Below are 16,018 nucleotides of genomic sequence, written 5' to 3' on the forward strand. Positions count from 1 at the left end.
CCGAGCCTAGGGAGAGCGACCCGCGTCGCGCGCCCGATCGACGTCGACGCCCAGGCGGCCCGACGTGTCGTCGCCCGCCGAGACGACCCGCGCGCCCTGGATGAGGTCGCGCGCCATGAGCTGCGTCGAGAGGATGGCGCAGAAGGCCATGTCGTCGGTGTTGCTCATCGACTTGCCGCCGGTCCTCCGGCACTTCGCGACGAGCGACGCGACGGCCTGCGCCTGCCAGATGCCCGCGTCCTTGATGGCCTCGGGGGACAGGCACGCCTCCACGTAGTCCGGCGTCCCGGCCCCGAAGAACGGCTGGACCACGGGAGCGCGGTACGGCTGCTTCTTCCGCTCCAGCACGCCTCGCGGCAGCAGATCGCCCATCGCGCGCTTCAGCACGTGCTTCTCGTCGAGCGCGCGGAGCTTCAGCGCGTCCGGCAGCGCGTCCGCCACGTCCATCACGTCGGGATCGAGGAACGGGAAGCGCCCCTCGACCGAGTTCGCCATCATCATGCGCTCGCCCTGCGAGGACAGCAGGTAACCGGAGAGCAGCGTCGTGATCTCCAGGTACTGGGCGCGCGCGAGCGGCGTCCAGCGCATGAAGTCGCCGGGGAGCTGCGCCGCCAGGCGATCGGTCGCCGCCGTCGCGCCGACGCCCTCACGCATCGCGGGATCGAGCATCAGCTTGATGCGGCTCGTCGCGTCCCACCGCGGGCGGTGGGAGTAGAACGGGTCGTCTGTCTGCGTCAGGTTCCGGCCGAAGAACGCCTTCGCCATCTCGACCTGCGCGACCGGCGATCGCTGCAGGTAGGGGTAGAGCCGGAGGAGGAGCTGCGGCCGGAGCTTGCTGTCCGGGTGGCGCGCCCAGAAGCGGCGGACCCGGTCCTCGCGGAAGATGTCGTAGCCCGCGAAGAGCTCGTCGGCGCCCTCACCCGTCAGCACCACGCGGTAGCCGCTCTGCCGGACGAGGTTCGCCAGGATGAAGAGCGGCGCCGGGGCGGTGCGCAGGAGCGGGGCCTCGGCGTGGTAGACGACATCGGGGAACACGCGGGCGATCTCGGCGTCTCCGCACTGGATCGAAGCGTGCGACGTGCCGAGGTGCGCCACCGCGGCGCGCTGGTGCTCGGCCTCGTCGAACTCGCGCTCCGTGAACTCGACCGAGAACGTGCGCAGCGGCACCTCGCGGTTCGAGGCGATGAGCGCCGCGACGATGGTGGAGTCGAGCCCGCCGCTCAGGTAGCTGCCGACGGGGACGTCCGCGCGCAGCCGGATCGTGGCGCCGCCGCGGATCACCTCGCGCACGCGGGAGACGAGCGGCGCCTCGTCGCCGCGCGGCGCGCGCTCGACGGGGAACTCGGGGCGGAAGCGGACCGAGACGCGCGGCGCGGCGTCGCGATCGAGCTCGAGCGTCGCGACGGCGCCCGGCGGGATCTGGTGGACGCCCTGGTAGGGCGTCCGCGGGGCGACCGGCGCCCAGAACGTCAGCGCCTCGTCGAGGCCTTCGCGCGAGATCGCGCGCGGCACCGCCGGGTCCTGGAAGAGCGACTTCACCTCGCTGGCGAACCGGAGGACGCCGCCGTGGGTGGTCCAGAAGAGCGGGTTGATGCCGACGGGGTCGCGCGCGAAGAGCGCGCGCCGCCTCCGGGCGTCCCAGAGGACGAACGCCCACTGGCCGTTCAGCCGATCGACCATGGCCTCGCCGTGCTCGGCGTAGGCGTGGATCAGCACCTCGGTGTCGCTCTTCGTCCGGAAGCGGTGCCCCTTCGCCGCGAGCTCCTCGCGGAGCTCGATGTAGTTGAAGATCTCGCCGTTGAAGCAGACCCAGAGCGTCTCCTCGGCGTTGGCCATCGGCTGCCAACCGCCGTCGAGGTCGATGATCGACAGCCGGGCGTGCGCCAGCGCCACGTGGCGATCGCGGTAGATGCCGAAGCCGTCAGGGCCGCGGTGGCGGAGCGCCCGGGCCATCCTGAGGGCCAGCTCGCGGTCGGGGAGCGGCGCGTCGGTGCGTAGGTTGATCAGGCCGGCGATACCGCACATATCAGACGAGCTCGCTCTTCTTGACCTTGCCGCTCGCCGTTTTGGGGAGCGCTTCCACGAACTCGACGAGCTTGGGCACGGCGACCTCGTCGAGCTCGGACCGCACCGTCCTGCGGATATCGTCGGCCGTCACCGCGGCGTCGGGCGCCTTCACGACGGCGGCCTTCACCGCGACCCCGAGCACCTGATCCGGGACGCCGACCACCGCCGCCTCGACGACGCCCGGGACCTTGCAGATCACGGACTCGACCTCGAGCGGGCTCACCTTCTCGCCGCGGGTCTTGATGATGTCGTCCTTGCGCGCGACGAAGTAGAGGTACCGGTCCTCATCCATCTTGAAGAGGTCGCCCGTGTGGAGCACCACCTCGCCCGGGAGCGGCCCTGGCCGGAGCGCGCGCTGGGTCGCCTCGGGGTTCCGGAAGTAGCCGCGCATCACGTTCGGCCCGCGCACGACGAGCTCGCCCACCTCGCCCGGGTCCGCCCGCGTGCCGTCCTCCCGCTCGATCCAGAGCTCCTCGTTCGGCATCGCGATGCCCACGGAGGAGGGCCGCTCCAGCGCGAGGGACGGCGGCAAGTAACAGACGCGCGTGCACTCGGTCTGGCCGTACATCGCGTAGAAGGAGACCCTGGGCAGGAGCTCGCGGAGGCGTAGGAGCTGCGGCGCCGGGAGCCCGTACGCCGCGTTCGTCATGTACCGGAGCGCCGAGAGATCGGCCTTCGCGAAATTCTTGAGCGAGAGCATGGACGCGAAGATCGTCGGCACGCCGGCGAAGCCGGTCACGCGCTCCTCGGCCATCTTCTGGACGATCGGCCAGGGCATGGAGAAGCCCTTCTCGAGGACGACCGTCCCGCCGAACGCGTGGGTCACGAGCAGCTGGAAGAGCCCGTAGGTGTGCGACAGCGGCAGCACGCAGAGGACCACGTCGTCCGCCGTGTGCTCGAGGTACGCGCCGATCGCCGCGGTGCTGTTGCGGAGGTTCTGGTGCGTCAGCATGACCCCCTTCGACTCGCCCGTGCTGCCGCTCGTCCAGCAGAGCGTCGCGAGATCCAGCTCGATCGCGCGGCGCTCGGGGGCCTCGCTGGGCGCGCTGGCCAGCGCTTCGTGGAGGTCGTGCCCGCCGGCGGGGGAGGCGGCGGCCGGGGGCGCGGCGCCGCTCAGGAACGTCGCCGCGGGCCTCGCGCCGGGCGGGAGGTCGGCCACGGCGGCGAGGCAGTCGCGCATGCTGCGCGCCGCCACGAGGACGCGCGGCTCCGCGAGCGCCAGCACCTGACCGAAGCGCCGCGGCCGCACCGCGGTGCCGAGCAGCGACGGCACGGCGTCGGCCCGGAGCGCGCCATAGTAGGCGACGACCGCGTCCACGCCGTTGTCGAGCGCGACGATGACGCGGTCACCGCGTTGCGCGCCGGCCTCGCGGAAGAGGGCGGCGGCGCGGTCGGCGAGCCCGTCGAGCTCGCGGTACGAGAGCCGCCGCCCCTCGGCGACCAGCGCGACGTGATCGGGGCGCGAGGCGGCGAACGAGCGCAGCGCCGAATCGATGAGGAAGCGATCCGAGCGCGGATCGCGACGAGCGGTGTGCTGCGTGATCATGCGCCCCCCTCGGGTGCTCGGGCTAGTTGTTGCTCTTCTTCGCGTTGACGTAGGCCACGAGCCGGGCGATCGAGCCGAAATTCTCGGGCACCATCTCCTCGTCGGCGACCTGGATCCCGAGCTCCTGCTCGAAGAACTGGACGATCTCGAGGACGGCCGTCGAATCCAGGATCCCCTGATCGAGCAGGGGAACCTCGGCCCCCAGATCGGCGGTGGCACCCCTGTATCCGAACGAGGTGACAAGGAAATTGCGAATCGTCGACTCGATGCTGGAGGTGCTCATGGAGTTAGCATTCACGTCTATCACCCCCCGGCCTTTCCTGTCGAGGGCACTCGGCGGCACGACCTTGGCGCGGTGTCCGGCCCGCATCGCGTATCGCGCAGGCCGCGGCGTAGCGCGGCGGGGCTCTGCCCGCCGCCGCGGTGAACGACGCGATTCGTCCTCTTCCTGAGCGCTGAGTCCTCCTCGAGGACCCCGAGGTCGTTCCGGTCCTGTGTGAGGTCTCCTCTCGCCCGCGCGATGTCGTGTCGCTCGCCACGCCGGGGAGCGGTGCGCCGCGAGAGGCGCTCTGGATCAGGCGTGCTCCTGGCCCCGCACGAGCAGCGGCTGCGCGTGGAGGTACTGCGCCACGCGGCGCTTCGCCTCGATGTCCTTGTACACGCGCTCGACCTGCTCCGGCGTGATGCCGACGGCCGGGGCCGCCTCCCTGGCCGGCACCTTGTGGTTGTAGGCGTAGAGGCAGAGGTCCATCTTGTCGTAGGGGAGGGCGAAATAGAACTCGTCCTGCCCCTGCGGAAGCGAGAACGTGTCGGTCGTCGGCGCGCGCCGGCGGATGTCGGCAGGGACGCCGATGTACTCGGCCAGCGCGTACACCTGGGTCTTGTACAGGTGCGCGATCGGCTTGAAATCCGCGGCGCCGTCGCCCTGCTTCACGAAGAAGCCCTGATCGTACTCGAGCAGGTTCGGCGTGCCGGCGACGGCGTAATTGAGCCGATCGGCGTGGTAGTACTCCATCATCTTGCGGATACGCTGCTTGAAGTTCGTCGCCGCGACGAGCTGCAAGTAGGCGTTCAGGGGCATCCGCTTCACCCGCGGCTCCTCACCGGGCGGCTGCGCCGTCAGCTGCGAGACGTTCAGCCGATCGCCCTCGAGGATCGAGGGGAGCGTGATCTTGAACTTCCAGCTCTCGCTGTAGTCCGGGAACACCATCCGGATCGCCTCGTCCTGGCGCTCGTAGCAGCGCAGGCCGGTCAGCGCGGGCTTGATGTTCTCGACGATCGCCTCGATGCCGAGCTGCTCGGCGAGCTGCTTGCCGAGCCGGAGCGCGTCGTCGGAGGTGTCGCGCTCGGGCATGAAGAGGCCGAGCACCTTGTCCTTCCCGAGCGCGCGGACACACAGCGTCGAGACCACGGAGCTGTCGATCCCGCCCGAGATCCCGACCACGGCGCCGCGCCGCCGCAGCGCGCCGAACACCTGATCCCGGATGGCCTGCTCGATCTCGTGCGCTACCGCCGGGGCATCGATCCTGAGGACGTCTCGCGAAAACATGGCTGGCATCCACCTTTCAAGGAGATGGGCCAGCGTATAGAAACGGCGGGCGGCAGGGAACCCCGTTCGCGGGCAGGGAGGTGCGCGGCCTCGCGAGCGACGTCGCGGGTCGTGATGACCAGGGCGGTTCGCCCGACCGCCGCCCGCGCCAGCGTCAGACCGCGGGTCGAGGCTCGCCGGTCGCGGAGAGCTCGTGGGCCTCCGCGGCGAGGATCCAGAGCACGGCCATCCTGACCGCGACCCCGGCCTCGACCTGGTCGAGGATCACGCTCTGCTTGCCGTCGGCGACCCGCGGATCGATCTCCACGCCGCGGTTCATCGGCCCAGGGTGCATCACGATCGCGTCCGGCTTGGCGAGCGCGAGCCGGGCCGGGTTGAGCCCGAAGGTGCGGCTGTACTCGCGCGTGCTGGGCAGGAAGCTGCCGCTCAGCCGCTCGCGCTGGACCCGCAGCATCATCACGACGTCCGCCCCCTCGATGGCGGGCTCGAGCCGATCGTAGAGGATCACGCCGAGCGACTCGCCCGCGACGGGGAGCAGCGTGCGCGGACCGGCGAAGCGGACCCGCGCGCCCATCGTCGTGAGCAAGTGCGCGTTCGAGCGGGCCACGCGGCTGTGGACGATGTCGCCGCAGATCGCGACCTCCAGCCCTTCCAGCCGGCCCTTGGCGCGCCGGATCGTGAACGCGTCGAGAAGCGCTTGCGTCGGGTGCTCGTGCATGCCGTCGCCCGCGTTCACGACCGCGGCGCGCGTGTGCGCGGCGACGTGGTGCGGCGCGCCCGAGGCGCTGTGCCGGATGACGAGGACGTCCGGCTGCATCGCCTGGAGGTTCTGCACCGTGTCGAGCAGCGTCTCTCCCTTGACGGCGCTCGAGGTGGACACGCTGATGTTGATGACGTCGGCGCTGAGCCGCTTGCCCGCGAGCTCGAACGACGTGCGCGTGCGCGTCGAGGGCTCGTAGAACAGGTTCACGATCGTCTTGCCGCGGAGCGTGGGCACCTTGCGCACGCTCCGCCGGGAGACCTCGAAGAGCGATTCGGCCGCGTCGAGGACGGCCATGATCTCGGGCCGCGAGAGCCCCTCGATGCCGAGCAGGTGTCGGTGCGGGTAAATCCTCCTCATGATGCGCTGGTCTGTGTCCCTTCTGGGCGAGAGGGGGGCTCCGACGCCGGCTCGCCGGCGGCGGCGACGAGGGCCCACAGCTCGCCCGCGCGCTCGACCACGTCGACCCGCTGATCGGGCGCGAGCTCGACCGCGCGGACGACGTAATCCGGGTGGATCGGCAGCTCCCTGCCGCCGCGATCGACGAGCGCGACGAGCTCGATCCGCCGCGGCCGCCCGTAGTCGAGCACCGCGTCGAGCGCCGCCCGGATCGTGCGGCCCGTGTAGACCACGTCGTCGATGAGCACGATGCGCCGGCCCTCGACGGGGAAGTTGATGTGGCTCGGGCCGATGCGCGGGTTGGGCAGCGCGGTCGCGGCGTCGTCCCGGTACAGCGTGATGTCGACGGCGCCGACGGGCGGCGCGTGCCCCTCGATCTCGAGGAGCAGCGCGGCGAGCCGCTTCGCGAGCGGCTCGCCGCCACGCCGGATCCCGACGAGCGCCAGATCCTCCACGCCGCGGCCGCGCTCGGCGATCTGGAGCGCGACGCGCTGCAGGCCGCGCCGGATGGCGGCCGGGTCGAGCAGAGCTTCCATGGCGCGGCGAGGGCTAGCACAGGAGGCGCCGTGCACCCAAGGGCCGCGTGCGGCGAGGGCTGGATCATCCGGCGCGCCGCGCGGGAGCGCCCCGCGCCGCGGGTCCTGCCGGAGGGGAGCTGCGCGAGCGGCGCGGCCGCGGGGAGGCGAGCCGCCGCGCCTGCGCGCTCAGCCGGCTTGGCGCCTGCGCGCTCAGTCGGGCTGGTGGAGGATGCGCTGGGTCCGATCGAGGAAATAGAACCGCTCGAAGCCCGCGCGCTGGAACGTGAGCGCGCCGAAGCCGTTCACGACAATCGCGGCCGCGCCCAGGGCGTAGAACGGCGCGCCGAAGCGGCGGCCGGAGGCGGCGATCATGGCGAAGAGAAACGGGGCGAAGTCGTTGGAGAAGCGGTAACCGAACTGGATCCAGCCGGTGTTCTGGTAGAGCAGGCTCGGCAGCGCGACGGCGGCCGCGGTGGCGGCGAGCGCCCAGAACACGGGCGTCGTGCGCCGGGGCCAGAGCGCCCACGCGTAGATCGGCGTGGTCACCCAGAGCGCGAGCCCGTGGGCGTTGATCTGGAAGGGCGCGCCCTGCGTGGGCGAGAACGGCAGGCTGGTGAGCACCACCGCGAGGTTGCGCGGCAGGTAGTGGTACGAGAAGAGCCCCCACCTGTCGATCCGCGCGCGCCAGGCGATGTGGAGGTGGCGGTGCCCGAACTCGGTCGCGTCGCCGAACCGAGCGTGGTTGTGCCAGAGCAGCGCCGCCAGCACGAGGGCCGCGGGCGCGGCGAACAGGAGGAGCCGGCGACCGATGGTGCGCGGGTCCGGCCGGCCAGCGCGGAGCGCCTCGTGGAGGAACAGCGGCACGGCGAAGCCGAGCGGCGTGCGGGTAGCGAACCCGAGGCCGATCGCGAGGCCGGCCGCGAGCGGGTGGGCGGCGTCGAGCGCGCAGTAGAGATAGATGCAGGCGAGGGCGACGCCGATCACGTGCGCCGCGAACCACACCGTCCCCTGCACCGCGGTGAACCAGTACACGCTCCCGAACGCGAAGAGCAGCGCGAGCGCGGCGTTCTCGATCTGCGTGCGCCGGCTGCGGCGCGACGCCGAGAGCTTCTCCAGCGCGAGGAAGAGGACGGCCGGGCCGATCCCGGCGAACGCGAGGAAGAACTGCCCATCGCGCACGCGCTCGGCGCCGCCGGCGAGCAGGACGACCGGCGCGATGAGGACAGCGGGGAAGGGGGGGAAGCTGACGTAGGTGCGGCCGCCGAACACGGCGAAGTCGTTGCCGCCGGCGTAGGCCGGCGGCGGTCCGCCGAGGTCGAGGCGACCGTCGAGCCACGCCTGCGCGAGCAGGGCATGGTGGTTGAACGGCGTGTGGGCGGAGAAGATCTCGCGGGACGACGTGACCGCGTAAACGAGCGTGGTCAGCGCGTAGAGGGCGAGCGCGAGGACCGCGCGCCGGCGGGCTCGCCGTCCTTCCCCGGAGGGGTCCAGCCTGGGATCGGGCGCGCCTGCGGCAGGGGCCTCGGGCGTGGCGGTGCGGTCCATGCGCGGGCGACGCTACCATGCGACCCGGCCACGACGGCGGCCGGGGAGGCTCTCCACCCGGACCCGACGCCCAGCCGACGAGCCCGCCGCGGCGATCGGGATCGCGGTGGCCATCGGCCGCCCGCGTCGCGCGCGCGACGCGTGAAACGTAAAAGCGCGAGAACGCGAGCACGGCGAGCAACAGGAGCGAGATGTAAAGTGTACTAAAGAAGCACCCGCCGCGGCGGTGGGCCGTAGCTCGGTCTTGCGAGCCAACGCACCCCGCGCTAAACGCTCCGCTTTCACCGCCCTGAACCCATGTCCCAGGTTGCCGTCTCCGCCAATGACATCGACATGTCCGGCCTCTCGCTGGACGTGCCGTTGCCGACCGACTGGTTGAACGCAGAGCTGTCGGATGCGTCCGTCACCGCGGTCGCGCCGGGCCATCTCGCCGCCCGCCTCTCGCGATCCGGCAACGAGATCGTGGTCCGCGGTCGCGTCAAGGCGCCCGTCGCCACCCCCTGCGCGCGCTGCCTCGCCCCCGCGCCGCTGGAGATCGACGCCGAGCTCTCGCTCCTGCTGCGCCCGGCTCCCAAGGCCGAGGGCCACGTGCACGGCCACCGGCGGGATGACGGCGCCCGCAACGGAGCGGCGAAGGCAGGGGGCAAGGTCAAGGAGCCCGAGTACGAGTTTACGGCCGAGGAGGCGGACGTCGACACCTACGACGGCGAGACGGTGATCCTCGATCCCTTCATCCGGGAAGCCATTCTCCTCGAGATGCCGAACTTCCCCTTGTGCTCGGAGGCTTGCCCGGGTATCGGTCCTGCCGCGTCCCGAGAGGACCGCGATGGCGGCTCCTCGAACCTCGTCAGCGGGGCGGTGGAGGACGAAGAGGCTGCCCCAGGCCTCGACCCGCGGCTCGCGCCGCTCAGCGCGCTTCGAGACAAGCTTGGACAGAAGGCCGTCGCCTCTGGCAAGCGCGCGCAGCCTGCCTCGACCCCCCCGGCCAAGGCCGGGACACCGAAGAAGAAGACCAAGAAGGAGTAGCTCCGTGGCCGTCCCCAAGAGGAAAACCACCCCCAGCAAGCGCGACATGCGGCGCGCCAACCACGACAAGGTGATCCCCGTCCAGCTCGTCTCCTGCGAGAACTGCGGGGAAGCCCGGCTCCCGCATCGCGCTTGCGGCGCCTGCGGTCACTACAACGGGCGCAAGGCGAAGCCGACGAAGGCGACCGCGGCATCATGACCGGGGCGGGGGCGCGGAGGCCGGCGCATCGGGACGCGGCGCCCGCGCCCCCAGGCGCGGCGCTGACCCACGCTGCCGGGCGGCGGTCCGTCGTATGATCGCCACGCAGCCGAGGAGCCGCATCCTCGGGACGGGCCGCTACACGCCCGCTCGAGTCCTGCACAACACCGATCTCGAGAAGATCGTCGACACCTCCGACAGCTGGATCAGCGAGCGAACCGGGATCCGCCGGCGCCACATCGCCGCCGACGGAGAGCTCACGAGCGACATGGCCGCCGCTGCCGGCCGCTCGGCCCTGGCGGCGGCGGGCATCTCGGCCGCTGACCTCGACATGATCATCGTCGGGACGATCAGCGGCGACAGCCCGATCCCCGCCTGCGCGGTGCACGTGCAGCAGAAGCTCGGCGCCGGGGAGATCCCGGCGTTCGACATCTCGGCGGCGTGCGCCGGGTTCGTCTACGGGCTCACGATCGCCGACCAATTCATCACCAACGGCGCGGCCTGCCACGTCCTCGTCATCGGGGTCGAGCTGCTGTCGCGCATCCTCAACTGGAAGGACCGCACGACGTGCGTCCTCTTTGGCGACGGCGCTGGCGCGGTCGTGCTCGGGCCTGCTTCCGGCGACGGCAGGGGCATCGTCTCGACGGGGATCTTCAGCGACGGCGCGCTCGCGAGCTCGCTGGTCATCCCGGGCGGCGGCACGGCCGAGCCGCTCACGGTCGAGGGCATCGAGCAGAGCCGCAACAAGGTCCACATGGTGGGGCAAGACATCTTCAAGGTCGCCGTGAAGAACCTGTCCAGCGCCTCGCTGATCGCGCTCGAGAGGGCAGGCATGACGGCTGCCGATCTCGACTGGGTCGTCGCGCACCAGGCGAACCTGCGGATCCTCAGCCAGGTCGCCGCTCGGCTCAGCCTCCCGCTCGAGAAGTTCGTGCTGAACATCGAGGAGTACGGCAACACCTCGAGCGCCTCCATCCCGATCGCCCTCGACGAGGCAGTCCGCGACGGGCGCATCAAGCCGGGCCACAACGTACTCTTCTGCGCGCTGGGCGCAGGCATCTCCTGGGGCGCATCCGTCGTTCGGATGTGAACGGTATCGTGCGCGCGCGACGACGTGGAGCTCGAGATCTGCGCGTCTCTGCGGCCGGGCTTGCCGGGTACGTTCGCTTGGGTGGGGACCGGCGCGAGCCGGCCTCGTGACGTAGTTCGAGGACGGACGACGTCCGCCTCCTCCGCTTGGAAATGAGGGCAACGTGAAGATCGCTTGGCTGTTTCCGGGGCAAGGGGCGCAAGAGGTGGGGATGGGCAAGGCGCTCGCGGAGGTCTCGCCGGCGGCGCGCGGCGTGTTCGCGCGGGCGGACGCCGCGCTCGGCGAGCCGATCTCACGGCTCTGCTTCGAAGGGCCGATCGAGGCGCTGACGCTGACGAGCAACACCCAGCCCGCCATCGTCGCCACGAGCTGCGCCGTGGCCGCGGCGCTCATCGAGCATCTGCCCAACCTCGATCCGCCGCTCTACGCGGCGGGCCACTCGCTCGGCGAGTACAGCGCGCTCGTGGCCGCGGGGGCGCTCGAGGTCGAGGAGGCGGTGAGGCTCTGCCGTATCCGCGGCAGCGCGATGCAGGAGGCCGTGCCCGCGGGCGAGGGGGCCATGTCGGCGCTCGTCGGGCTCGATCAGGACGCGGTGCTCGCCATCTGCGCGGAGGCGGCGCAGGGCGACGTGGTGTCGCCGGCCAACTACAACGGGCCGGGCCAGATCGTGATCGCTGGGCACAACCGCGCGGTCGCGCGGGCGGGCGAGCTCGCCGTCGCCCGCGGCGGCAAGGCCATCGCGCTGAAGGTGAGCGCGCCCTTCCACTGCGCGCTGATGCGGCCCGCCGCCGAGCGCCTGCGCCCCGAGCTCGAGCGCACGCCGCTCAGGCCGCTCGCGTTCCCGGTGATCGCGAACGTCGACGCCGCGCCGAACTCCGACCCGGAGCGGGTGCGTTCGCTGCTCCTGCGGCAGGTCGACGGGACGGTGCAGTGGACGCAAACGATCGAGCGCATGGCGGCGGACGGCGTGACGCACGCCCTGGAGCTCGGTCCGGGCAAGGTGCTCGCGGGGCTGGTGAAGCGGATCACGAAGCAGATCAAGGTGCTCAACGTGAGCGACATGGCGGGGATTGAGCGCGTGAGCGCGTTCCTTTCGGAGGCATAGGCATCGATGTTCGACCTTACGGGCAAAGTTGCGATCGTCACGGGTGGATCGCGGGGGATCGGGCGGGCTGCGTCGGAGGCGCTCGCGGCGCGAGGGGCGCACGTGATCGTCAACTACGTGCGAGGAGAGGCCGAGGCGCGCGCGCTGGTCGAGGCGATCACGGCGCGCGGGGGCAAGGCCGAGGCGCTCGGCTTCGACGTCGCGGACCTCGCGGCCACCGAGGCGGCCATCGCCGAGGCGGCGAAGCGCCTGGGCCGGCTCGACATCCTCGTCGCGAACGCGGGGATCGCGATCGACGGTCTGCTGCTCCGGATCAAGGAGGAGGACCTCGATCGGCTCTTCGCGGTGAACGTCAAGGGCGCGATCGCGTGCGCCCGCGCCGCGACGAAGGTCATGATGCGCGCGCGCACCGGCCGCATCGTGTTCCTCTCCAGCGTCGTGGCGGAGATGGGCAACGTCGGCCAGGCGGCGTACGCCGCCACGAAGGCGGCCCTGCTCGGCGTGACGAGGTCGCTCGCGCGTGAGTACGCGGGGCGCGGCATCACGGTCAACGCCGTGGCGCCCGGCTTCATCGACACCGACATGACGACCACCATCGGCGCGGAGATGAAAGAGGGCTTGACCAGGATGATCCCGCTCGGTCGTACGGGGCGGCCCGAGGAGGTCGCCGCGGCGATCTCATTCCTGTGCTCGGACGAGGCGAGCTACGTCACGGGGGAGACGCTCCGCGTCAACGGCGGCATGTACGTCTGATCCGCGCGGGCGCCGGGCCTCGGCGGGCCGGGTCCACGGTCGGCGGCAAACCAGACGGTCATGAAAAAAGCGGTCGCAGGTAATTCGATGGTGCAACGCTGGTGGTGATGGGCTACTAGGAGGTCCGTTTTCCCGGGAGGAATACCATGGCTGAAGGTCGCGACATCACGGCCGAAGTGAAGCGGATCATCAAAGAGCAGCTCGACGTCGACGAGAAGGACATCAAGCCTGAAGCGACGTTCATCGACGATCTGGGCGCCGATTCGCTGGGCCTGGTGGAGCTTGTCCTCGCATTCGAGGAAGCGTTCGAGATCGACATTCCGGACGAGGACACGGAGAAGATCCGCAGTGTCCAGGATGCGATCGATTACATCGAAAGGCACACCAAGAAGTAGCGTCCCAACCGCCCTACCGGACGCGGCGTCACCATGGAGGTGCGAGGGACGCGTGAGTCGACGGAGGGGTCGCTCTTCGTCGATGCACGAGTCCTCGCCTCCGTGGTGGCGCTAGGGCAAGAAGAGCCATGGAACGCGTTGTCATTACCGGCATCGGGCTCGTCACGCCCAACGGCATCGGAACGCAGGCCACCTGGCAGTCGCTGCTGGCTGGTCAGTCCGGCATCGGACCCATCACCCTCTTCGACGCGAGCTCGTTCCCGGCTCGCATCGCCGGCGAGGTGAAGGGGTTCGTCCCGGAAGAGTACATTCCGAAGAAGAAGGTCAAGGAGATGGGCCGCTTCGCCCAGCTCTCCGTCGCCGCCTCGCAGATGTGCATGAAGGACGCGGGGATCGAGCTCACCGAGGAGGATCGCGATCAGTGCGGCACCTTCATCGGCGTCGGCCTCGGCGGTCTCGAGTTCCTGTACCAGCACTCGATCACGCTGCACGAGAAGGGCCCCCAGAAGGTCAGCCCCTACTTCATCCCGACCGTCATCGCCAACCTCGCCGCGGGGCAGGTCGCGATGGCGCTCGATCTGCGCGGGGCGAGCTACTGCAACACGAGCGCGTGCTCGTCGAGCGGGCACTCGCTCGGCGAGGCGTTCGAGTGGATCCGCCGCGGGCGCTCGCACATCATGCTCACGGGCGGCGCCGAGGCGACGATCACCGGCCTCGGCATCGGCGGCTTCAGCGCTATGTTCGCCCTCTCGCGGCGCAACGAGGAGCCGGAGCGGGCGAGCCGCCCCTGGGACAAGGGGCGCGACGGCTTCGTCTGCGCCGAGGGCGCCGGGTCGCTGCTGCTCGAGTCGCTCTCCCACGCGAAGAAGCGCGGCGCGAAGATCTACGCGGAGGTCGTGGGGTACGGCGCCTCGTGCGACGCGTACCACATCACGAAGCCGGCGCCCGAGGGCGCTGGCGCGCAGCGGGCGATGAAGATGGCGCTCGACGACGCCCGGCTCGCGCCCGACGCGATCGACTACATCAACGCCCACGGCACCTCGACCCCGCAGGGGGACATCGAGGAGACCCGGGCCATCCTCAAGATCTTTGGCGATCACGCGGCGTCGAAGCGCCTCTGGGTGAGCTCGACCAAGTCGGCGATGGGCCACCTCCTCGGGGGCGCTGGCGGCGTCGAGGCGGCGATCTGCGCGCTCGCGCTGCACCACGGAGCGGTGCCGCCGACGCTCAACCTGGACGATCCCGATCCCGAATGCACGCTCGACTACGTGCCGTTCAAGTCCCGCGAGCGTCGCCTGACGCACGTGATGTCGAACTCCTTCGGCTTCGGCGGGACGAACGTGTCGCTCGTCCTCTCCCGCTTCGACGGCTGACCGCGCCTTGCGCTGGATGGCTCGATGAAGTGCCCGTTCTGCGGCCATCTCGAAGACCGGGTCATCGACTCCCGGGCTGGCGGCGCCGGCGAGGTGATCCGTCGACGTCGTGAGTGCGCCTCGTGCGAGCGGCGGTTCACCACCTACGAGCGCGTCGAGGACATCCTGCCGACGGTCGTCAAGAAGGACGGCCGGCGCGAGACGTTCGATCGGCAGAAGCTCGTGCGTGGGCTCCGGATGGCCTGCAACAAGCGGCCCGTGTCGACCGACCAGATCGAGGCCATCGCCGACGCCATCGAGCGCGAGGTGCAGGAGTCCGAGCGGCGGGAGATCGTGTCGACCGAGCTCGGCGAGCGGGTCATGAACCACCTGCGCACCCTGGATGAGGTCGCCTATGTCCGGTTCGCCAGCGTCTATCGTTCCTTTCGGGACATCGACCAGTTCATGGTCGAGCTTGGCAAGCTTGTGAAGGCCAAGGCGCCCTAGTAGATCCGGCACTTCGATGTCCGCGAAGCCCCCCAACCCAGATCCCGACTTCGACGCCTCGATGATGCACCTGGCCATCGAGGAGGCGCACAAGGCGATGCCGTCGCCGAACCCCCCGGTCGGCGCGGTGGTGGTGAACACGGCGGGGGAGGTCGTCGCCGTCGCCCACCACGCGCGCGCGGGCGAAGAGCACGCGGAGGGGCTGGCGCTCGCGGCCGCCGGGGAGGTGGCGCGGGGCGGAACGCTCTACGTGACCCTCGAGCCCTGCAACCACGAGGGGCGCACCCCGCCCTGCGTGGACGCGGTGCTGAGCGCTGGCATCAAGCGGGTCGTCATCGGCGCGCCGGACCCGAACCCCGCGGTGGTCGGCGGCGGGGCGCAGCGGCTCAGCGATGCCGGGCTGGCCGTCGAGGTCGGCGTCGCCGGCGCGGAGGCCCGCGCGCTGATCGCGCCCTGGACCAAGTTCATCACGACGGGCATCCCTCACATTTCGCTCAAGCTCGCCCTCTCGCTGGACGGCCGCATCGCGACCCGCACGGGCGCCTCGAAGTGGGTCACCGGCCCGGAGGCCCGCGCGAAGGTGCAGGAGCTCCGCTCGCGGCACGACGCGGTGGCGATCGGGATCGGCACCGCCCTCGCCGACGACCCTCGCCTCACGCTGCGCGAGGCCGGCCTCCCGCCCGGCGGGCGGAGCCCCATCCGGCTCGTCTTCGACACGCGGCTCCGGCTGCCGCTCCACACCCGGCTGGCGCAGACGGCGCGCGAGGTGCCGACCTGGGTGCTCACGGGCGCCGACGCGCCCGAGGCCGCGGAGCAGGTGCTCGTCGACGCGGGCTGCGTCGTCCTGCGGGCGCCGACCTCGGCCGAGGGCCGGGTCGACGTGACGGCCGCGATGCGCCTCTGCGCCTCGCAGGGGATCGTCTCCATCCTCGTCGAGGGGGGCGCTGAGCTCGCCGGCAGCCTGCTCGCGTCGCGCCTGCCGGACGAGCTGCACGCCTTCGTCGCCCCGATCCTGCTCGGGCCCCGCGGCCGACCCGGTGCGGTCGACTGGGCGGGCCCGGACACGCCAGGGGACGCGCCCCGGATCGTCGATCCGCGCTGGGAGCTCTGCGGTCGCGACGCGTACGTCAGCGGCCCGCTCGCCTTCCCGGCGCGCAGCTGACCGGCCGGGTGAGGCGGTCAGCCCGCCGCCGCTGCGCCCCGCGGC

The 16,018-nt window shown here is 71.1% G+C and carries 16 protein-coding genes; 9 read left to right on the forward strand and 7 right to left on the reverse strand.

Features of this window, described 5'->3' with window-relative positions; genetic code table 11:
* Window positions 1–6: 6 nt before the first annotated feature.
* The 7 genes from asnB to WMF31_RS18980 form a co-directional block, all read right to left on the reverse strand.
* Window positions 7–2,025 carry an asparagine synthase (glutamine-hydrolyzing) gene (gene asnB, locus WMF31_RS18950; protein WP_436603298.1) on the reverse strand — a complete coding sequence of 673 codons (2,019 nt, stop codon included), beginning with the start codon at window positions 2,023–2,025 and terminating at the stop codon, window positions 7–9.
* Window position 2,026: 1 nt separating this feature from the next.
* Window positions 2,027–3,613 carry a class I adenylate-forming enzyme family protein gene (locus WMF31_RS18955; protein WP_436603299.1) on the reverse strand — a complete coding sequence of 529 codons (1,587 nt, stop codon included), beginning with the start codon at window positions 3,611–3,613 and terminating at the stop codon, window positions 2,027–2,029.
* Window positions 3,614–3,635: 22 nt separating this feature from the next.
* Complete coding sequence (locus WMF31_RS18960; protein WP_436603300.1) at window positions 3,636–3,896, reverse strand: acyl carrier protein; 261 nt, start codon at window positions 3,894–3,896, stop codon at window positions 3,636–3,638.
* 291 nt (window positions 3,897–4,187) lie between these two features.
* Window positions 4,188–5,162, reverse strand: a complete 975-nt coding sequence (nadE, locus tag WMF31_RS18965; RefSeq protein WP_436603301.1) for an NAD(+) synthase — start codon at window positions 5,160–5,162, stop codon at window positions 4,188–4,190.
* 154 nt (window positions 5,163–5,316) lie between these two features.
* Window positions 5,317–6,282 (reverse strand): aspartate carbamoyltransferase catalytic subunit, encoded by a 966-nt coding sequence (locus WMF31_RS18970; RefSeq protein ID WP_436603302.1) that lies wholly within the window; start codon window positions 6,280–6,282, stop codon window positions 5,317–5,319.
* On the reverse strand, window positions 6,279–6,857 hold the full coding sequence (gene pyrR / locus WMF31_RS18975; protein ID WP_436603303.1) for a bifunctional pyr operon transcriptional regulator/uracil phosphoribosyltransferase PyrR: 579 nt from the start codon (window positions 6,855–6,857) through the stop codon (window positions 6,279–6,281). Before pyrR ends, WMF31_RS18970 begins: the two co-directional genes overlap by 4 nt.
* Before the next feature lie 192 nt (window positions 6,858–7,049).
* Entirely contained in the window at window positions 7,050–8,384 is a 1,335-nt protein-coding gene (locus WMF31_RS18980; RefSeq protein ID WP_436603304.1) for a hypothetical protein, read from the reverse strand.
* A 297-nt stretch (window positions 8,385–8,681) separates the two neighbouring features.
* Between WMF31_RS18980 and WMF31_RS18985 the strand changes: the two genes are divergently transcribed.
* From WMF31_RS18985 to ribD, 9 genes are all read left to right on the forward strand, one after another.
* Window positions 8,682–9,410, forward strand: a complete 729-nt coding sequence (locus WMF31_RS18985) for a YceD family protein (RefSeq protein ID WP_436603305.1) — start codon at window positions 8,682–8,684, stop codon at window positions 9,408–9,410.
* Window positions 9,411–9,414: 4 nt separating this feature from the next.
* Window positions 9,415–9,609, forward strand: coding sequence for a 50S ribosomal protein L32 (gene rpmF / locus WMF31_RS18990; RefSeq protein ID WP_129348117.1), 195 nt, complete (start codon window positions 9,415–9,417; stop codon window positions 9,607–9,609).
* 94 nt (window positions 9,610–9,703) lie between these two features.
* Window positions 9,704–10,699 (forward strand): beta-ketoacyl-ACP synthase III, encoded by a 996-nt coding sequence (locus tag WMF31_RS18995; RefSeq protein ID WP_436603306.1) that lies wholly within the window; start codon window positions 9,704–9,706, stop codon window positions 10,697–10,699.
* Between the two features lie 163 nt (window positions 10,700–10,862).
* Window positions 10,863–11,804, forward strand: a complete 942-nt coding sequence (gene fabD, locus WMF31_RS19000; RefSeq protein WP_436603307.1) for an ACP S-malonyltransferase — start codon at window positions 10,863–10,865, stop codon at window positions 11,802–11,804.
* A gap of 6 nt (window positions 11,805–11,810) precedes the next feature.
* Entirely contained in the window at window positions 11,811–12,557 is a 747-nt protein-coding gene (gene fabG, locus WMF31_RS19005) for a 3-oxoacyl-ACP reductase FabG (protein WP_436603308.1), read from the forward strand.
* Between the two features lie 146 nt (window positions 12,558–12,703).
* The gene (gene acpP / locus WMF31_RS19010; protein ID WP_436603309.1) at window positions 12,704–12,952 is read left to right on the forward strand and encodes an acyl carrier protein; all 249 of its coding nucleotides are present in this window, start codon (window positions 12,704–12,706) and stop codon (window positions 12,950–12,952) included.
* A 128-nt stretch (window positions 12,953–13,080) separates the two neighbouring features.
* Entirely contained in the window at window positions 13,081–14,325 is a 1,245-nt protein-coding gene (fabF, locus tag WMF31_RS19015; RefSeq protein WP_436603310.1) for a beta-ketoacyl-ACP synthase II, read from the forward strand.
* 24 nt (window positions 14,326–14,349) lie between these two features.
* The gene (nrdR, locus tag WMF31_RS19020) at window positions 14,350–14,811 is read left to right on the forward strand and encodes a transcriptional regulator NrdR (RefSeq protein WP_129348111.1); all 462 of its coding nucleotides are present in this window, start codon (window positions 14,350–14,352) and stop codon (window positions 14,809–14,811) included.
* Between the two features lie 16 nt (window positions 14,812–14,827).
* On the forward strand, window positions 14,828–15,973 hold the full coding sequence (gene ribD, locus WMF31_RS19025) for a bifunctional diaminohydroxyphosphoribosylaminopyrimidine deaminase/5-amino-6-(5-phosphoribosylamino)uracil reductase RibD (protein ID WP_436603311.1): 1,146 nt from the start codon (window positions 14,828–14,830) through the stop codon (window positions 15,971–15,973).
* Window positions 15,974–16,018: the final 45 nt, after the last annotated feature.

This window comes from Sorangium sp. So ce1036 (assembly GCF_051369805.1).
Lineage (GTDB): Bacteria > Myxococcota_A > Polyangia > Polyangiales > Polyangiaceae > Sorangium > Sorangium cellulosum_F.

Bases quoted from the DNA above. Each gene is read 5' to 3' on its own strand.
- asnB (WP_436603298.1), bottom strand. From the start codon at position 2,025: ATGTGCGGTATCGCCGGCCTGATCAACCTACGCACCGACGCGCCGCTC.
- WMF31_RS18955 (WP_436603299.1), bottom strand. From the start codon at position 3,613: ATGATCACGCAGCACACCGCTCGTCGCGATCCGCGCTCGGATCGCTTC.
- WMF31_RS18960 (WP_436603300.1), bottom strand. From the start codon at position 3,896: ATGAGCACCTCCAGCATCGAGTCGACGATTCGCAATTTCCTTGTCACC.
- nadE (WP_436603301.1), bottom strand. From the start codon at position 5,162: ATGTTTTCGCGAGACGTCCTCAGGATCGATGCCCCGGCGGTAGCGCAC.
- WMF31_RS18970 (WP_436603302.1), bottom strand. From the start codon at position 6,282: ATGAGGAGGATTTACCCGCACCGACACCTGCTCGGCATCGAGGGGCTC.
- pyrR (WP_436603303.1), bottom strand. From the start codon at position 6,857: ATGGAAGCTCTGCTCGACCCGGCCGCCATCCGGCGCGGCCTGCAGCGC.
- WMF31_RS18980 (WP_436603304.1), bottom strand. From the start codon at position 8,384: ATGGACCGCACCGCCACGCCCGAGGCCCCTGCCGCAGGCGCGCCCGAT.
- WMF31_RS18985 (WP_436603305.1), top strand. From the start codon at position 8,682: ATGTCCCAGGTTGCCGTCTCCGCCAATGACATCGACATGTCCGGCCTC.
- WMF31_RS18995 (WP_436603306.1), top strand. From the start codon at position 9,704: ATGATCGCCACGCAGCCGAGGAGCCGCATCCTCGGGACGGGCCGCTAC.
- fabG (WP_436603308.1), top strand. From the start codon at position 11,811: ATGTTCGACCTTACGGGCAAAGTTGCGATCGTCACGGGTGGATCGCGG.
- acpP (WP_436603309.1), top strand. From the start codon at position 12,704: ATGGCTGAAGGTCGCGACATCACGGCCGAAGTGAAGCGGATCATCAAA.
- fabF (WP_436603310.1), top strand. From the start codon at position 13,081: ATGGAACGCGTTGTCATTACCGGCATCGGGCTCGTCACGCCCAACGGC.
- nrdR (WP_129348111.1), top strand. From the start codon at position 14,350: ATGAAGTGCCCGTTCTGCGGCCATCTCGAAGACCGGGTCATCGACTCC.
- ribD (WP_436603311.1), top strand. From the start codon at position 14,828: ATGTCCGCGAAGCCCCCCAACCCAGATCCCGACTTCGACGCCTCGATG.